Annotated in this window: 18 protein-coding genes; 15 read left to right on the plus strand and 3 right to left on the minus strand. The window is 29.1% G+C overall.

The window, feature by feature from the left end:
• Positions 1-26 precede the first annotated feature (26 nt).
• The 5 genes from uvrB to pgsA are packed head-to-tail and all read left to right on the plus strand — an operon-like array spanning position 27 to position 5,763.
• Positions 27-2,198 carry an excinuclease ABC subunit UvrB gene (gene uvrB, locus ACIJYA_RS05660; RefSeq protein ID WP_435087900.1) on the plus strand — a complete coding sequence of 724 codons (2,172 nt, stop codon included), beginning with the start codon at positions 27-29 and terminating at the stop codon, positions 2,196-2,198.
• A complete protein-coding gene (locus ACIJYA_RS05665) occupies positions 2,180-2,932 on the plus strand; it encodes an SDR family oxidoreductase (protein WP_435087902.1) in 753 nt (250 codons plus the stop codon). The genes uvrB and ACIJYA_RS05665 overlap by 19 nt, the downstream gene beginning before the upstream one ends.
• Positions 2,929-3,354, plus strand: a complete 426-nt coding sequence (locus ACIJYA_RS05670; protein ID WP_435087903.1) for a dihydroneopterin aldolase — start codon at positions 2,929-2,931, stop codon at positions 3,352-3,354. Before ACIJYA_RS05665 ends, ACIJYA_RS05670 begins: the two co-directional genes overlap by 4 nt.
• Complete coding sequence (uvrC, locus tag ACIJYA_RS05675; RefSeq protein ID WP_435087905.1) at positions 3,341-5,176, plus strand: excinuclease ABC subunit UvrC; 1,836 nt, start codon at positions 3,341-3,343, stop codon at positions 5,174-5,176. The genes ACIJYA_RS05670 and uvrC overlap by 14 nt, the downstream gene beginning before the upstream one ends.
• Positions 5,177-5,178: 2 nt before the next feature.
• Positions 5,179-5,763 carry a CDP-diacylglycerol--glycerol-3-phosphate 3-phosphatidyltransferase gene (gene pgsA, locus ACIJYA_RS05680; RefSeq protein ID WP_435087906.1) on the plus strand — a complete coding sequence of 195 codons (585 nt, stop codon included), beginning with the start codon at positions 5,179-5,181 and terminating at the stop codon, positions 5,761-5,763.
• Here pgsA and ACIJYA_RS05685 read toward each other — a convergent pair.
• The gene (locus tag ACIJYA_RS05685; protein WP_435087908.1) at positions 5,760-6,641 is read right to left on the minus strand and encodes a branched-chain amino acid aminotransferase; all 882 of its coding nucleotides are present in this window, start codon (positions 6,639-6,641) and stop codon (positions 5,760-5,762) included. The two genes, pgsA and ACIJYA_RS05685, sit on opposite strands and share 4 nt — an antisense overlap.
• Positions 6,642-6,712: 71 nt before the next feature.
• Here ACIJYA_RS05685 and ACIJYA_RS05690 point away from each other — a divergent pair, with 71 nt between their 5' ends.
• From ACIJYA_RS05690 to ACIJYA_RS05700, 3 genes are read left to right on the plus strand one after another with little or no spacing between them, the layout of a single operon-like run.
• Entirely contained in the window at positions 6,713-7,150 is a 438-nt protein-coding gene (locus ACIJYA_RS05690) for a MarR family winged helix-turn-helix transcriptional regulator (RefSeq protein WP_435087910.1), read from the plus strand.
• Entirely contained in the window at positions 7,143-7,820 is a 678-nt protein-coding gene (locus tag ACIJYA_RS05695) for a response regulator (RefSeq protein WP_435087912.1), read from the plus strand. The genes ACIJYA_RS05690 and ACIJYA_RS05695 overlap by 8 nt, the downstream gene beginning before the upstream one ends.
• Positions 7,801-9,120: a sensor histidine kinase gene (locus ACIJYA_RS05700; protein ID WP_435087914.1), complete on the plus strand. Its 1,320-nt coding sequence runs from the start codon at positions 7,801-7,803 to the stop codon at positions 9,118-9,120. The genes ACIJYA_RS05695 and ACIJYA_RS05700 overlap by 20 nt, the downstream gene beginning before the upstream one ends.
• On the opposite strand, the gene ACIJYA_RS05705 is transcribed toward ACIJYA_RS05700, so the two are convergent.
• Positions 9,098-9,343 (minus strand): hypothetical protein, encoded by a 246-nt coding sequence (locus ACIJYA_RS05705; RefSeq protein ID WP_435087916.1) that lies wholly within the window; start codon positions 9,341-9,343, stop codon positions 9,098-9,100. The genes ACIJYA_RS05700 and ACIJYA_RS05705 overlap by 23 nt on opposite strands.
• A gap of 32 nt (positions 9,344-9,375) precedes the next feature.
• Here ACIJYA_RS05705 and lgt point away from each other — a divergent pair, with 32 nt between their 5' ends.
• Genes lgt through ychF form a run of 7 tightly spaced genes read left to right on the plus strand, consistent with a single transcriptional unit; the run spans position 9,376 to position 15,306 of the window.
• On the plus strand, positions 9,376-10,146 hold the full coding sequence (gene lgt / locus ACIJYA_RS05710) for a prolipoprotein diacylglyceryl transferase (protein ID WP_435087918.1): 771 nt from the start codon (positions 9,376-9,378) through the stop codon (positions 10,144-10,146).
• Complete coding sequence (locus ACIJYA_RS05715; protein WP_435087920.1) at positions 10,136-11,191, plus strand: SAM-dependent methyltransferase; 1,056 nt, start codon at positions 10,136-10,138, stop codon at positions 11,189-11,191. The genes lgt and ACIJYA_RS05715 overlap by 11 nt, the downstream gene beginning before the upstream one ends.
• Positions 11,178-11,942 (plus strand): peptidoglycan editing factor PgeF, encoded by a 765-nt coding sequence (gene pgeF / locus ACIJYA_RS05720; RefSeq protein ID WP_435087922.1) that lies wholly within the window; start codon positions 11,178-11,180, stop codon positions 11,940-11,942. Before ACIJYA_RS05715 ends, pgeF begins: the two co-directional genes overlap by 14 nt.
• 8 nt (positions 11,943-11,950) lie before the next feature.
• Positions 11,951-12,883 carry a ribose-phosphate pyrophosphokinase gene (locus tag ACIJYA_RS05725; RefSeq protein WP_435087923.1) on the plus strand — a complete coding sequence of 311 codons (933 nt, stop codon included), beginning with the start codon at positions 11,951-11,953 and terminating at the stop codon, positions 12,881-12,883.
• Between the two features lie 45 nt (positions 12,884-12,928).
• On the plus strand, positions 12,929-13,633 hold the full coding sequence (locus tag ACIJYA_RS05730; protein ID WP_435087925.1) for a 50S ribosomal protein L25/general stress protein Ctc: 705 nt from the start codon (positions 12,929-12,931) through the stop codon (positions 13,631-13,633).
• A 36-nt stretch (positions 13,634-13,669) separates the two neighbouring features.
• The gene (gene pth / locus ACIJYA_RS05735) at positions 13,670-14,233 is read left to right on the plus strand and encodes an aminoacyl-tRNA hydrolase (protein ID WP_435087927.1); all 564 of its coding nucleotides are present in this window, start codon (positions 13,670-13,672) and stop codon (positions 14,231-14,233) included.
• Complete coding sequence (ychF, locus tag ACIJYA_RS05740) at positions 14,233-15,306, plus strand: redox-regulated ATPase YchF (protein ID WP_435087929.1); 1,074 nt, start codon at positions 14,233-14,235, stop codon at positions 15,304-15,306. The genes pth and ychF overlap by 1 nt, the downstream gene beginning before the upstream one ends.
• Here ychF and ACIJYA_RS05745 read toward each other — a convergent pair.
• The gene (locus ACIJYA_RS05745) at positions 15,283-16,062 is read right to left on the minus strand and encodes a cytochrome c1 (protein WP_435087930.1); all 780 of its coding nucleotides are present in this window, start codon (positions 16,060-16,062) and stop codon (positions 15,283-15,285) included. The genes ychF and ACIJYA_RS05745 overlap by 24 nt on opposite strands.

Consider the following 16,062-nt stretch of genomic DNA (forward strand, 5'->3'; position numbering starts at 1 on the left):
ATTTTAATCTACTAGTTTTATAAATAATGCAGAATACTTATCAAGATTTAATTACCGAAATTCAAAATAAAAATCCTGGGATCAGCCCTAAGCTTGAGGGAGGTAAAAAGTTTCAGATGAAAACTGATTTTAAGCCTGCAGGGGATCAACCTGAAGCCATTAAACAATTAGTTAATGGCGCAAATAAAGATCAACTTAGTCAGGTTTTACTGGGTGTTACTGGATCTGGAAAAACTTTTACTATGGCTAAGGTTATCGAAAAAACTAATAGACCAGCTTTAATTCTTGCTCCAAATAAAACATTGGCTGCTCAACTATATGGAGAAATGAAATCTTTCTTTCCAGATAATGCAGTTGAATATTTTGTATCTTATTATGATTATTACACACCAGAAGCATATGTTCCACGTTCAGATACTTATATTGAAAAAGAAGCTTCAATTAATGAGCAAATCGATCGAATGCGTCACTCGGCAACAAGATCACTTCTTGAGCGAGACGATGTTATTATTGTATCAAGTGTTTCTTGTATCTATGGTCTAGGATCTGTTGAGGCTTACAGCAAGATGACTTTAAGTTTAAAGACTAATTATGATTACAACAGAGAAGAATTAATAAAATCTTTAGTAGCACTTCAATATAAAAGAAATGATCAAAATTTTTATCGAGGAACTTTTAGAGCCAGAGGAGAATACCTTGAAATTTTTCCTTCTCACCTAGAAGATCGTGCTTGGAGATTAAGTTTATTTGGAGACAAATTAGAAAAAATAGAAGAGTTTGATCCTTTAACAGGAGATTTGGTTAGTGAACTTGATGTAATTAAAATTTATGCTAACAGTCACTACATCACACCCAAACCAACTATTGAACAAGCAATAATTAAAATTAAAAGAGAACTAGAGGCAACTTTAAAAAGATTTAAAGAACAAAATAAATTACTTGAAGCACAGAGATTAGAAGAAAGAACTAAATTTGATTTAGAAATGATTGAAGCAACTGGATCTTGTGCTGGAATCGAAAACTATTCAAGATTTTTATCTGGAAGAAAACCTGGAGAGCCCCCTCCTACATTATTTGAATATTTTCCAGACAATACTTTAATTTTTGTTGATGAATGTCATGTAACTGTTCCTCAATTAAATGGAATGTATAAAGGTGATAGATCAAGAAAAAGTAATCTTGCAGAGTATGGTTTTAGATTACCTTCTTGTATGGATAACCGACCACTTAAATTTGAAGAATGGGATGCAATGAGAACGCAAACAGTTTTTGTGTCAGCTACACCAGGACCATGGGAACTAAAACAAACAAAAAATAAATTTGTCGAACAAATCATTAGACCCACAGGATTAATAGATCCTCCAGTTGAAATTAGGCCTGCAAAAAACCAGGTTGATGACTTAATGCATGAGTGTGTAAAAGTAATTAACAACAACTTTAGAGTATTAGTCACTACTTTAACTAAAAAGATGGCCGAAGATTTAACTGAGTATCTTCACGAAAATGGTATCAAAGTTAGATACATGCACTCTGATATCGACACCTTAGAGCGTATTGAAATCATGAGAGATCTAAGGCTTGGAGTATTTGATGTATTAGTTGGAATTAATTTACTAAGAGAAGGACTTGATATTCCAGAATGTGCATTAGTTGGAATTTTAGATGCAGATAAAGAAGGCTTTCTAAGATCTGAGACTTCTTTGGTTCAAACTATTGGAAGAGCTGCAAGAAATCTAGAGGGTAAAGTTATTCTTTATGCGGATAAGGAAACAAAAAGTATTAAAAATGCAATCAAAGAGACAGATAGACGAAGAACTATTCAAGTAGCTTACAACAAAAAACACAAGATCAGTGCAACAAGTATAAAAAAAGAAATTGGAGATGTGCTTGAAAGTGTTTATGAGAAAGACTATGTAAAAGTTGGAACTGATGAAAATATTGGTGGTAATCTTAAGAAACACCTAAAAGCTCTGAATAAAAGAATGAAAGAGTCAGCAACTAACCTTGAGTTTGAAGAAGCAGCAAAAATTAGGGATGAAATTAGAAAACTTGAAGCATCTGAGCTAGAAATTACTTTAAATCCAAAAGTAAAAAAATATAGTTCAAATAATAAAATGTATCCAAAAGGTAGATCAACTATGGGTCTTCCAGGAACAAGAGCGCAAAAAGGTAAAAAAAAGTGGAAGCAAACAAAATAATTATAACAGGAGCAGCAACTAGAATGGGTGCTGCGATTGCTAAAAAGCTATCAGGTCCAAATGTGGAAATTGTTATTCATTATAATAAATCAAAATTAAATGCTGAGAAATTACAAAAAGAACTAAAGAAAAATAAAACAAAAGTTTGGTTGATTAAAGGAGATCTATCCAAAGAAAATGATTTAAAAAAAATTATCAAGTTTGCAAAATCAAAATTAAAATACTTTGATTGTTTAATTAATAACGCTTCATTGTTTGAAAATGATAATTTAAAAAATTTTACATCTAAAAGTTGGAATAATCATTTAGATGTAAACTTAAAAGCTCCTGCTTATCTAACAAAAGAATTTGCAAATAATATTAAAGGTAAAAATAATAATATCATAAACATTATTGACCAAAGAGTTTTTAAACTAACTCCATTTTTTACTTCATACACATTAAGTAAAACTGGACTTTACACATTAACAAAAACAAGTGCTATGAGTTTGGCTCCCAACATAAGAGTAAACGGTATAGCTCCTGGACCAACAATAAAAAATAAGCGTCAAACAGATAAACATTTTAAAAAACAATATTTAGCTACACCTTTAAAGCAACAGGTGAATGTTAAAGAAATATGTAATGCTGTTGACTTTTTTATTAAAAACAGTTCTATTACAGGTCAAGTATTAGCTATTGATAGTGGACAAAATTTAAACTGGCAAACACCAGATGTAATTGGAAAAGAATGAAAAAAAGTAATTTTAAAGTTGTAAAAATAGACAAAAATAAAAGTTTATTTAATTACGAAAAAAAAATTCTTATTAAAGAATTAACCTTAGATCTAAAACTTGGTTATTACGAATTTGAAAAAGAAAAACCTCAAAAAGTAAAATTTAGCCTTGAAATTGATTATGAAGATAAAAAACCAACCAGTGACAAAGATATCAAATCTATTGTAAATTATGGGCAAGTTGTAAAATTGATCAAAAAACTTACCAAAAATAAGCATTACAATTTCTTAGAAACACTTGCGGAAGATGTTTTTGATATTTTATTTAAAGATAAACGTATTGGTAAAATAATGCTTCAAATTGAAAAATTAGAGATTTTAAAAGAATGTACGTCAGTTGGTATTCAAATTACCAAAAAAAGAAGTCATGAAAAGCTCTGAACTTGGAAAAGAAGTAATAAAAAAAGAGCTTCCATTAATTCCTAAAAGCCCTGGTGTTTACCGAATGCTCAATCATAAAGATGATATTCTTTATGTAGGTAAAGCCAAAAATTTACCGAATAGATTAAAAAGTTATGTGGCAGAGAAAAACCACATCATTCGGACAGAGAGAATGTTGTCTCAGACTTTTAAGCTTGAGATCACAACTACTGCAAATGAGAGTGAAGCCTTACTGTTGGAAGCAAATTTAATAAAAAAACATAAACCAAAATTCAATATTTTACTTAAAGATGACAAATCATTTCCCTTCATATTTATTGGTGAAAAAGAACAATGGCCAAGAGTTACAAAACATAGAGGGAAAAAAGAAAAAGAAGGATTTTACTTTGGTCCCTTTGCGTCTGCAGGCACTGCAAACTGGACTATTAAGATGCTTCAAAAAATATTTCAATTAAGAGTTTGTGATGATGGTACGTTTAAAAATAGAAAACGACCTTGTATACTTTATCAAATTAAAAGATGTTCAGGTCCCTGTGTGGGATACATAAATAAAGATGACTATAAAAGTTCGGTAGATCAAGCAATTCAATTTGTGTCTGGTAAATCTAGAGATATTCAAAAAAATCTCTCAAAAGAAATGGAGGCCGCAAGTGATCAACTTGATTTTGAAAGAGCTTCAATTTTTAGAGATAGAATAAAATCTCTAAATATCATTCAATCTTCACAAAGAATTAATGAGGCAAACCTAGTTGATGCTGATGTGATTGCTGGATATAAAGAATCTGGGAAAGCTTGCATTCAAGTTTTCTTTTATAGATCAAAACAAAATTGGGGTAATCAAGCTTACTTTCCAAAACATGATCCAGATCAAGAAATTTCGGAAATTATGTCTTCTTTTTTAATGCAATTTTATGAAAATAAAACTGTTCCTAAATTAGTTATTATTAATAGTGATATCAAAGATAAAAAATTAATAGAAGAAACTTTAAGTAAAAAAGAAGGAAATAGCATTTCCATCAATACAGCAAAAAAAGGAACTAAAGCAAAAGTTGTTGCAATGGCAGAAAAAAATGCAAAAGAGTCTTTAAATAGAAAACTTTATGAAACAAATAATAATAAGAATTTATTTGAAGGTGTTGCTAAAAAATTTGATTTAAAAAATGTTATCAATTTAGTTGAGGTTTACGACAATAGTCATATTTCAGGAACCAACAGTGTTGGGGCAATGGTTACATTTGGCAATGAAGGTTTTGTTAAAAAGAGATATCGAAAATTTGATATTAAAACAAAAGGTGCAGAGCAAGATGATTTTGCTATGCTTAAAGAAGTTTTATCTAGAAGATTTAAAAGAGCAATTTTAGAAAAAGGTAATTATTTAACCTTACCAGATTTAATACTGATTGATGGTGGAAAAGGACAGTATTCTTCAGCAAAAGAAGTGCTAGATGAATTGGGTCTACATGACCTTCCAATGATTGCTATTGCAAAAGGTAAAATGCGAAATAGTGGAGACGAAACATTCTTCTACAATGGTAAAAGCTATAAATTTGAAAAAAATGATCCAACTTTATTTTTTATGCAAAGACTTAGGGATGAAGCACATAGATTTGCAATTACCTCACATAGAGCAAAACGAGCTAAAGGATTATCGAAATCATTGCTAGATCAGATCGATGGTATTGGCGCTATTAGAAAAAGGGCATTATTAAACCATTTTGGTTCAGCAAGATCCGTTGAGTCTGCTAGTTTTGACGAGATAAAGTCTGTAGAAGGTGTTGAGGAAAAAGTTGCAAAAAAGATATATAACTTCTTTCACGAATAATTATGCTTAGAAAAATTCCTAATATATTAACCATTGGGCGAATAATAATTGTCCCTTTCTTTGTCTTGGCTTTTTATCTACCAGGCTTTTATGGAGATTTGACTGCGCTCATATTGTTTATAATTGCCTCGTTCACTGATTTTTTAGATGGAATGTTGGCTCGAATGCTTGGGGAAGAGTCTAAATTGGGTGAATTATTAGATCCAATTGCAGATAAAATTATTGTAGCTACAGCATTAATCTTATTAGTTATGGATGGTACCATAAGAAATTATGAGGTTATTGCTGCTATAATTATTCTTACACGTGAAATTTTAATTTCAGGATTAAGAGAATTTTTAGCTAAAGGTCAAATAAAACTTCCAGTATCAAATCTTGCAAAACTAAAAACTGTTTTACAAATGGTATCGATTGGTCTTTTGCTCTCAGGAGAGACGGGAAATAAGATTATTAATTTTCAAGATTATAATGCACAAACTATAGGAATTATTCTTCTTTGGCTTTCAGCATTTTTAACACTTTTCACTGGGTATGATTATATGCGTAAAGGAATAGATCACGCGATGTCAGAAGACAACAAAGATTAGGCTGCTTTTTTCTTTCTTACTAAAGCTTGATAACTTTCATTTAAATCAATTATAGTTTCACATACCTTAAATTGATTTTCTGCAATGCATGATACTGGTGTTACTTCCGCAGCTGTTCCAGTCAAAAAGCATCCAACGAAATTAGAAAGTTCTGATGGACTTATTTTTCTTTCATGAACTTTAATATTTTTAGATTTTGCAATTTCAATAACTGTTCTTCTTGTTATTCCATCTAAAAAAGAGTCTGGAATTGGAGTGTGAATTTCTCCATTTTTATCTTTGAAAAAAATATTTGCTCCAGTTGCTTCAGCAACATTTCCATCATGATCTAACATTAATGAATCCGTGTATCCTTGTTTTTCTGCTTCATGCTTAGATAAAGTACAAATCATATAAAGACCTGAAGCTTTTGTATCCCAAGGAATTGTATTTGGAGCTGGTCTTCGCCAATTTGAAATATTTAATTTTATTCCTTCTACTTTTAGTTTTGGATCAAAATAAGAGCCCCACTCCCAAGTCGCTATAGCAACATGAATTTTTGTTTGTTGTGCAGAAATTGCCATCATCTCGCTACCTCTCCAAATAGTAGGTCTTACATATCCGTTTTCTACTTTTTGAACTGAAATAATTTTATTGCAGGCATCATTTATTTCTTTTTCGCTGTAAGGAATTGTCATTCCCATTCTTTCTGCTGAATAAAAAAGTCTTGAAGTGTGTTCTTCTAATTTAAATATCGAACCATCATACACCCGTTCACCTTCAAAAACACAACTGGCATAATGAAGTCCATGATTTAAAACGTGTATCTTGGCATCAGCCCAATCAACTAGCTCACTATTATACCAAATTTTTCCAGATCTTTTATCGTACGGTACCATGTATGAAATTTTTTAAATTATTAGTGAAAATTATCTTTGTATCTTTAATATGTCAATATAACTTACCTATAATGAAAGAACTTTTATATTTAAAAGACGAACAACTAAAAGATTTAATTGAAAAATTATTTGTAAGCTACAGAGAAACATTTTCAGACGCCAAAAAGGTATTAGATAGATATTCAATTGGTTTAGCTCATCATAAGGTTATTCATCTATTATCAATGTACCAAGGTATTTCAATTTCAGAGCTTTTAAAGCGCTTAAAAGTAACAAAGCAAAGCCTAAACAGGGTGCTTAAAGATCTAATTAAATTAGAAATTGTAACTTTTAAAAAAGATGATCAAGACACTAGGGTAAAGCATGTTTTTTTAAATGAAAAAGGAAAAAAAATATTTAATGAAATTTTCGATCTACAAAAAAAAAGGATTTATAAAGCATTACTTGATTCAAATTCAGAAGAAGTAATTAATTTTGATAATGTCTTAACCAAAATTATAAATGGATAAATTTATTGCACATATTTTAGTTGTTGATGATGATGATGGAATTAGATCTTTGGTTAAAAAATATTTGAATGAAAATAATTTTTTAGTCACGACTGCTGATAGTGCAGAAAATGCATCAGAAAAAATTAGTATCATAAAATTTGATTTAATAATTTTAGATATAATGATGCCTGGAAAAAATGGACTAGAGTTTATCAAAGATCATAAAAAAAAATTAGATACACCTATTATTCTTTTGACTGCTAAAGGTGAAGCTAATGAAAGGGTCGAGGGATTAGAGGTTGGGGCTGATGATTATTTGCCAAAACCATTTGAACCAAAAGAATTAATTTTAAGAATTAAAAATATTTTAAATAAAACTATAAAAACTGAACAAGTTAGAATTATAGAGTTTGAAAATGTTAAAATTGACTTAAATAAACTATTAATTATTAAAAATGATAATGAGTTTAAAATTAACAATACAGAGAAAATAATATTAGAAAAAATGATTAATAATCCAGGTAAAACATTTTCACGTGAGAATATTGGTCAATTAATAGAGCTAGATAAAGAAAGATCTATAGATGTAATTATTACAAGGTTAAGAAAGAAAATTGAAATTGATCCCAAAAATCCAAAATTTTTACAAACAATAAGGGGTGCAGGATATGTTCTTTGGATTGAGTAATTTTTTAAAAAAAATATTACCTAAAAGATTGTTTTATAGGGCCCTTTTAATTGTAGCTGTTCCTGTCTTAGTTCTTCAATTAATCGTAACTATTGTATTTTTTGACAGCCTTTGGATCAAAACTAATAAAGGAATGACCAAGGCATTAATTAATGAAATTAATTTATTTGTTGAAGTTTATGATAATCAAAAAATTGATAAAGATGAATTAAAAAATCTCTTTTCTCTATTTATAGATCTAAACATAGAGCATGTTAATAATAAGAATTTTAATAGTAAATATAATAAAAGAACATTCAGTCCAATTGATAGGACTCTTAGAAGAGAATTAAAATCAAACTTTAATCTTGGTGAGTTTTGGTTTGATACAACAAGTTATAAAGAATTAATTGATATAAGAATAAAATATGAAGATGGATACTTTAGATTTTTAGTACCTAGAGATAGAGTTACTAGTTCGTCTGCACGAATATTTGCGCTTTGGATAACTGTTCCAGCAATTATAATGGTTATGATTTCATTAATATTTTTAAAAAATCAAACTAGACCAATTACCAATCTTGCACGTGCTGCTGAAAAATTTGGTAAAGGTGAAGAAATAGTGGAATTCAAACCTTCTGGTGCCTTGGAAATAAGACAAGCAGGGCATGAGTTTGATAAAATGAGAAAAAGAATTCTCAAACATTTAAATCAAAGAACCGAGATGTTATCTGGCATAAGTCATGATTTGAGAACGCCTCTTACGAGGATGAAACTTCAAGTTGCTTTCATTAAAGATAAGGATTTAGCTAAAAAACTAGCAGAGGATATTAATGAGATGGAAAAAATGCTTAATGAATATCTGCAATTTACAAGTTCATCCTATATTGAAAAAGATGAGATGTTCAACTTATCAGAATTGATAGAACAAATTGTTATCAAATATAATAACAAGAATATTCAAAAAGATTTAATACCCAGAGTTTATCTCAATGGTAGAAAAAATTTAATTAATCGATGTCTTAATAATATAATTGATAATGCGTTAAAATATGGAAATAAAGTTGAAGTAAAACTTAACAAAGAAAATACAAATTTGTTAATTATCATTGATGATGATGGTTCTGGCATTCCAAAAAAAGAACATGAAAATGTATTCAAGCCATTCTATAAAATTGATAAAGGTAGAGCAGAGTCCAAGTCAAGTGTCGGTCTTGGATTATCTATAGCATCAGATATTATCAGATCTCATGGGGGAAATATTGTTCTTGAAAAATCTAAAATGAACGGACTTCGTGTTAAGATTTTTTTACCTGTTTAATTTTCTTTTTTGTTTCCAATTTTTTAATTTTATTTTCTAAATTTTCAACTCGTTTTGATAACACATCAAATTCGTCCTTGCTGACGAGTTTCATTTTAAAAACAATTTCATCTCTTTTGGATTTCAAGATATTAAAAAGCTCTGAACTAAGATCTTTTGAGGAGATAATACCTTGTTCAAAAAGTTTACCAAGTTTATCAATTATAAATTTAGAATTTTTCATATTTAAGATATATAATATAAGTATTATTTAAAATGTTCATCAATAATTTTGACCCAGTCGCTTTTCAAATTATGTCATTTGAAATTAGATGGTATTCTCTAGCTTACATTTTGGGAATTGTTATTGGTTGGTCATTATGTAAAAAAGTATTTATCAAAGACTCAGATATAAATGAAAAATTTGATGACTATATAGCTTATCTTGTCATTGGAGTAATTTTAGGTGGAAGATTAGGATATGTTATATTTTATAACTTTTCATATTATTTAGATAATATATTTGATATTTTTAAGATATGGCAGGGTGGAATGTCATTTCACGGAGGATTATTAGGAGTAATCATTTCAAGTTTCTTTTTTGCAAAAAAAAATAATCAAAATCCATTTTCTTATCTAGATCAGGTGTCACTAGTAGCGCCAATAGGAATTTTTTTTGGAAGATTAGCTAATTTTATAAATTCTGAACTTTATGGAATAACTACAGATATTCCATGGTCAGTTATCTTTATTAAAGTAGATAATTTATCAAGACATCCATCTCAATTGTATGAAGCAATTTTAGAAGGTATAATTTTATTTTTAGTGTTGATATACTTTATAAAAAAAGACTATTTGAGAAAACCTGGTTTAATTTCAGCATTATTTTTAATTTTTTATTCTTTGTTTAGATTCTTTATTGAATTTTTTAGAGTGCCAGATGTACAGTTAGGCTATTTAGTTTTAAATTTAACTATGGGACAAATAATTAGCCTAGTGTTTGTAACGATTGGAACAATTCTTTTTTATCTTAAAAATGAAGATTAATAGAACAACAAATTTACCTTTAGATCAATTTATAGAATTTGCTCTATATAATAAAGATTCAGGTTACTATATGAAAAAAAATCCTTTTGGAAAAGAAGGAGATTTTATTACCGCACCAAACATTACAAGACTATTTTCAGAAATGATTGCGATTTGGGTATTAACCTTTTGGAAAAGTATCGGATCACCAAAAAAATTTAATTTGCTTGAGCTTGGAGCTGGAAATGGTGAAATGATGAAAGTCATAATTGAAACATTAAAAAATTTTTCAGGGTGTTTTAATAATTGTAATTTTCAAATACATGAAAAAAGTGAACTTTTAAAAAAAAAACAACAATTAAATTTAAAATCAGAAAAAATAACTTGGATAGAAGATATAAAGGTAAATAATTCATATCCGACGATATTTGTAGCTAATGAGTTTTTTGATGCACTACCAATTAAACAATTTTTTAAAAAAAAAGAAGGTTGGGTTGAAAGATTTGTGTATTTGAAAGAAGAAAACAAGGCTGAATTTAAAGAGCAATTAACAGAAATAAAAGAGATTGAACAGAGTCTAAACTTTGAAATTTCAAAAGATCAAGAAATTATTGAATATTCACCAGGCTCATTTGATTATTTAAAAAATATTTGTGATCTAATAAAAAAAAATAATGGCGGAATACTAATAATTGATTATGGATATTTAAATTTTAAAATGCATGAAACGCTCCAAGCTATCAATAATCATAAATATTCAAATGTTCTAGAAGATATTGGAGATTCTGACATTACTTATAATATTAACTTTGGTTTATTTAAAAAATTTGTTGATCAATTTAGTGATTTAAATTCAATAATTACTAATCAAAAAAAATTTTTAACTAGTATGGGAATAGTTCAAAGAGCAGAAATTATAAGTGAAAATATACCTTTCTCAAAAAAATCAGATTTATTTTATAGAATTAGGCGTCTTATAGATGAAAAACAAATGGGTGAGCTATTTAAAGTGATGTTGATAAAAAAGACAAAAAATCAATTTAAGATAGGTTTTGAAATTGATTAAATCAAAAAAATTAGTGGGATTAAGAAATTTAAAGCATGGCTTTTTTAATAGTAGCGGCGGTCAATCAAAAAAAATTTACAAGAGTTTAAACTGTGGACCTGGTTCGTATGATAAAAAATCTGATATTAAAAAAAACTTACAGATTGTAAGAAAAAAAATTAGCAATAAAGCAAAAAATATTTTTTTAGTTAAACAATTTCATAGTAACAAATTCATATATATCGACCAAAAATATAAAAATAAAAATAAACCTAAAGCTGATGCTATTATAACTAATCAAAGATACTTGCCTATTGCCGTATTAACAGCTGATTGTGCCCCAATATTAATTTATGACAACAAAATAAAAATGATAGCTGCAATTCACGCAGGCTGGAAAGGAGCCTATAAAGGTATAATAAATAATGTAATTAAATTTATGATCAAAAAAGGTTGTAATTTAGAAAATATTACTGCAGTCATAGGTCCGTCTATTTCTCTAAAAAACTATGAAGTAAAAGAGGATTTTAAGAAAAAATTTACCAAAAAAGATAAAAAAAATTTAATATTTTTTAAGAATAAAAAAAACAAATTATACTTTAATCTAACTGGTTTTATATATAAGTCCCTTAAAGCTATTAAGGTTAAACACATAGATGTTTTAAATATTGATACTTTTGATATTAAAAATAAATTTTTCAGTGCAAGAAGAGCTTTAAAATTAAAACATAATGATTATGGTAGAAATATTTCAATAATTATGATTAATTAGTTTTTTTAATGAAATTATTATCCGGAAATAGCAACAAACCTCTTAGCAAAAATATTGCAAAATATTTAAAGTCTAAATTGGTAAACTCTAGTATAAGAAACTTTTCTGATGGTGAAATTTATGTTGAGATTAATGAAAATATTAGAGGAAACAGTATTTTTATTATTCAGTCAGTTTCATCGCCGGCTAACGATAATCTTATGGAACTTTTGCTTTGTATAGATGCTTTAAAAAGATCCTCTGCAAAAAATATTACTGCCGTAATTCCATATTTTGGGTACGCAAGACAAGATAGAAAAGTTGTTCCAAGAACTTCCATTTCAGCAAAACTGGTGTCTAACCTAATAACTAAAGCGGGTGCTGATAGAGTCGTGACAGTAGATTTACATGCTGGTCAAATCCAAGGTTTTTTTGATATTCCAGTTGATAACTTATTTGCAACTCCTATTTTTGCAAGACATGCTAAGAAAAAAATAAAAAATAAAAATATTATTTGTGTTGCACCCGATGTTGGTGGAACTGAAAGAGCTAGAGCCTTAGGAAAATTATTAAATGTAGGGTTGGCAATTGTTGATAAAAGAAGACCAAAACCAGGTCAATCACAAGTGATGAATGTAATTGGAGATGTTAAGGGCAAAACTTGTGTAATTGTTGATGACATTATTGACTTAGGTGGGACAATAGTAAATGCTGCAAAAGCACTAAAAGATAGAGGTGCAAAAGAAGTTTATGTTTACATTACACACGGAGTATTGAGCGGTGAAGCTGTAAAAAAAATCAAAAATTCTGTAATTAAAAATCTTGTCATTACAGATACGATTGATAACTACGACAAAATTAAAAGCGCTAAAAACATTGAGGTTCTGCCTATTTCAGGCTTAATGGGAGAAGCGATCAAAAGGATATCTAATTCAACATCTGTTTCAGATTTATTTAAATAATTACCTTGAGTTATTAAAGAACTTGCGCTAAAAACCCATGATTTTATGATTTCATTAGAAGCAAACATTAGAAATACAAAAACTAAAGGTGAGCTTAGCGCACTTAGAAATAATGGCGGTGTACCGGCTGTAATTTATGGTGGTGAAGCACAAAATGAAACAGTATCAATTTCAAAAAAATTATTAAAATCTCTAATTGATAAAGAAAATTTTTTATCAAATATAGTAACTTTAAATGTTGATGGAAAACCTCAAAACGTTCTTCCAAGAGAGATTAAATATCACATTATTTCAGATGAACCAATTCACGTTGATTTCTTAAGAGTGGTACCAGGTGTAAAAATACGAATTGAAGTACCTGTACAATTTATTAACCATGAAAAATCTCCAGGCTTAAAAAGAGGTGGAGTTTTAAATATTGTTAGAAGAAAAGTAGAATTAAGATGTCCAAGTGAAAAAATTCCTGAAAGTTTAGTAATAAACCTTGATGGTGTTGATATTGGTGAAAGTTTCAAAATATCATCAATCAATTTAGAAACAGATGTGACCCCAACAATTAAAGGAAGAGACTTTGTTATAGCGACACTGGCTGCACCTACAGTAATGAAAGAACCTGAAAAACCAACTGAAGCAGAAGAGGCTGCAGAAGGTGAAGCAGCAGCAGATGCGGCAGCAGATGGAGATAAACCAGCAGCTGAAGGTGAAAAAAAAGAGGGTGACGATAAAAAAGCTGCCGAAGAAAAGAAATAAACTGTCAAAGTTAAATTTTACTATCCATTAAAAAATATGCTTTTATTTGTAGGCTTAGGTAATCCAACACCAGATAGTGAAAATAATAGGCACAACGTTGGCTTTAAAATTATTGATTCAATCAACAAAAAATTTAGTTTATCAAAACAAAAACCTAAATTTAAAGGACTACTAACAACTGGAAATGTTGGTGATCAAAAAGTTTATGCGATTAAACCTCTAACATTCATGAATAATTCTGGAATTTGCATAAGAGAACTTATTGAATATTTCAAAATAGATGCAGAAGACGTAATCGTTTTTCATGATGATTTAGATGTTGAATTTGGAAAAATTAAAGCAAAATTTGGTGGATCAAGTGCAGGACACAATGGAATTGCTTCAATTGATAAGTTTATAGGTAAAGACTATTCAAGAGTTAGAATTGGCATAGGTAAACCAAAAGAAAACATTGAAGTTGGAGATTTTGTTCTTCAAAATTTTGATGATGATGAATTGAATAAAATAGAAAAAATTTCAACTGATATCAATAATTCTATTTCCATATTAGTAGAAAAAAAATTAGATCTATTTTCTAGTACAGTAAATAATAATAAATAATGAGCTTCAAATGTGGAATTGTTGGTTTGCCCAATGTTGGTAAATCTACTTTATTCAATGCTCTAACAAATTCCAGTAAAGCTCAAGCAGCAAATTTCCCTTTTTGTACAATTGATCCAAATGTTGGGGTAGTCCCCGTGCCAGATGAAAGATTAAACAATTTATCCAGAGTATCAAAATCAAAAAAAATCATTAACACCACCATTTCATTTGTTGATATTGCTGGACTCGTAAAAGGTGCATCAAAAGGCGAAGGATTAGGTAATAAATTTCTATCACATATCAGAGAAGTAGATGCAATCATTCACATGATAAGATGTTTTGACTCTGATGATATTCAAAATGTCAATCCAACAGTGGATCCAATCAGGGATTTAGAAATTATTGAGACAGAAATGATGTTGGCTGATTTAGAGTCAATTCAAAAAAGATTAGAAAAAAGTAATAAAAAAAATGTTGATGAAGAACAATTAAAAATACTAGAGATTGCATTAGATTGTATTAATAATGATAAAGATATCTCAATTCTAAAATCCCAATTTGAAAGTAAACAGCTAAATCAAAGTGGTTTATTATCAATTAAACCAAAAATATTTGTATGCAATGTAGACGAACAAAGTGTTCAAGAAGGCAATCAATACACAAAAAAATTTATAGAAAAATTTGGTGAAGAAAATACTTTAATTGTATCAGCAGATATAGAAAATCAAATCAATGAACTAGAATCTGAAGAGAGAAAAAATTACATGGAAATGATTGGTTTAAAAGAGACTGGATTAAGCATGTTAATTCAGAAAGGATATAAAATTTTAGAACTAGACACTTATTTCACGTCTGGTGTAGAAGAAACTAGAGCATGGACTATTCAAAAGAATTGTACAGCCCCAAAAGCAGCTGGTGAAATTCATACTGATTTTGAAAAAGGTTTTATAAGAGCAGAAACAATTTCGTATGAAGATTTTGTAGCAAATGATGGGTGGGTTAATTCCAAAACTAATGGAAAAATGAGATTAGAAGGTAAAGATTATATAGTCAAAGATGGTGATGTATTAAACTTCAGATTCAACACGTGACCATATTTTTTTCATACTAAAATAAACTAAGATAGTTAAAATAATTAAGTAAACAATCGCTTTAAAGCCCATTTGATGTCGAGACTCTAAATGTGGTTCTGCCGCCCACATTAAAAATGTTGTTACATCTTTTGACATTTGTTCAACAGTTGCTTTTGTACCATCTCCATACTCTAATATGTCATCTGAAAGCGGTGCTGACATCATAATTTTATTACCATACATATATTTATTATAATGTACTCCTTCGTCCAAAGTCATTCCACTTGGGGCATCTTCATAACCTTGAAGTAAAGAATAAATATAATCTACCCCACCCCCTCTTGCTTTAACTAGAACAGACATGTCGGGCGGATAAGCACCACCATTAGCAGCTTGGGCTGCTTTAACATTTTCGTATGGCATTACAAATTTGTCTGATAGTTTTGCAGGTCTTACAAACATTTCACCATCTGCATTAGGGCCATCTGTTACTTCAAATGAAGCTGCAATTGCTTTTACTTCAGCTTCTGTAAATTCTGGTCCACCTTTTTCACCTAAGTTTCTATAACTCACATATTTCATTGAGTGACATGAAGCGCACACCTCTGTGTAAACTTGATATCCTCTTTGCAAGGCACCCCTGTCAAATTTTCCAAAAAGACCTTTAAAACTCCAATCAGTTTTTAAAAGTTTAGCCGTCTCTGCAGAATTAGAGTGTGTTGTTGCAAAGGTAATTAAAGCTAGAATTGACAATAATTTTATTAAATTTTTCAC

The sequence above is a fragment of the Candidatus Pelagibacter bacterium nBUS_29 genome (assembly GCF_051200905.1).
GTDB lineage: Bacteria > Pseudomonadota > Alphaproteobacteria > Pelagibacterales > Pelagibacteraceae > Pelagibacter.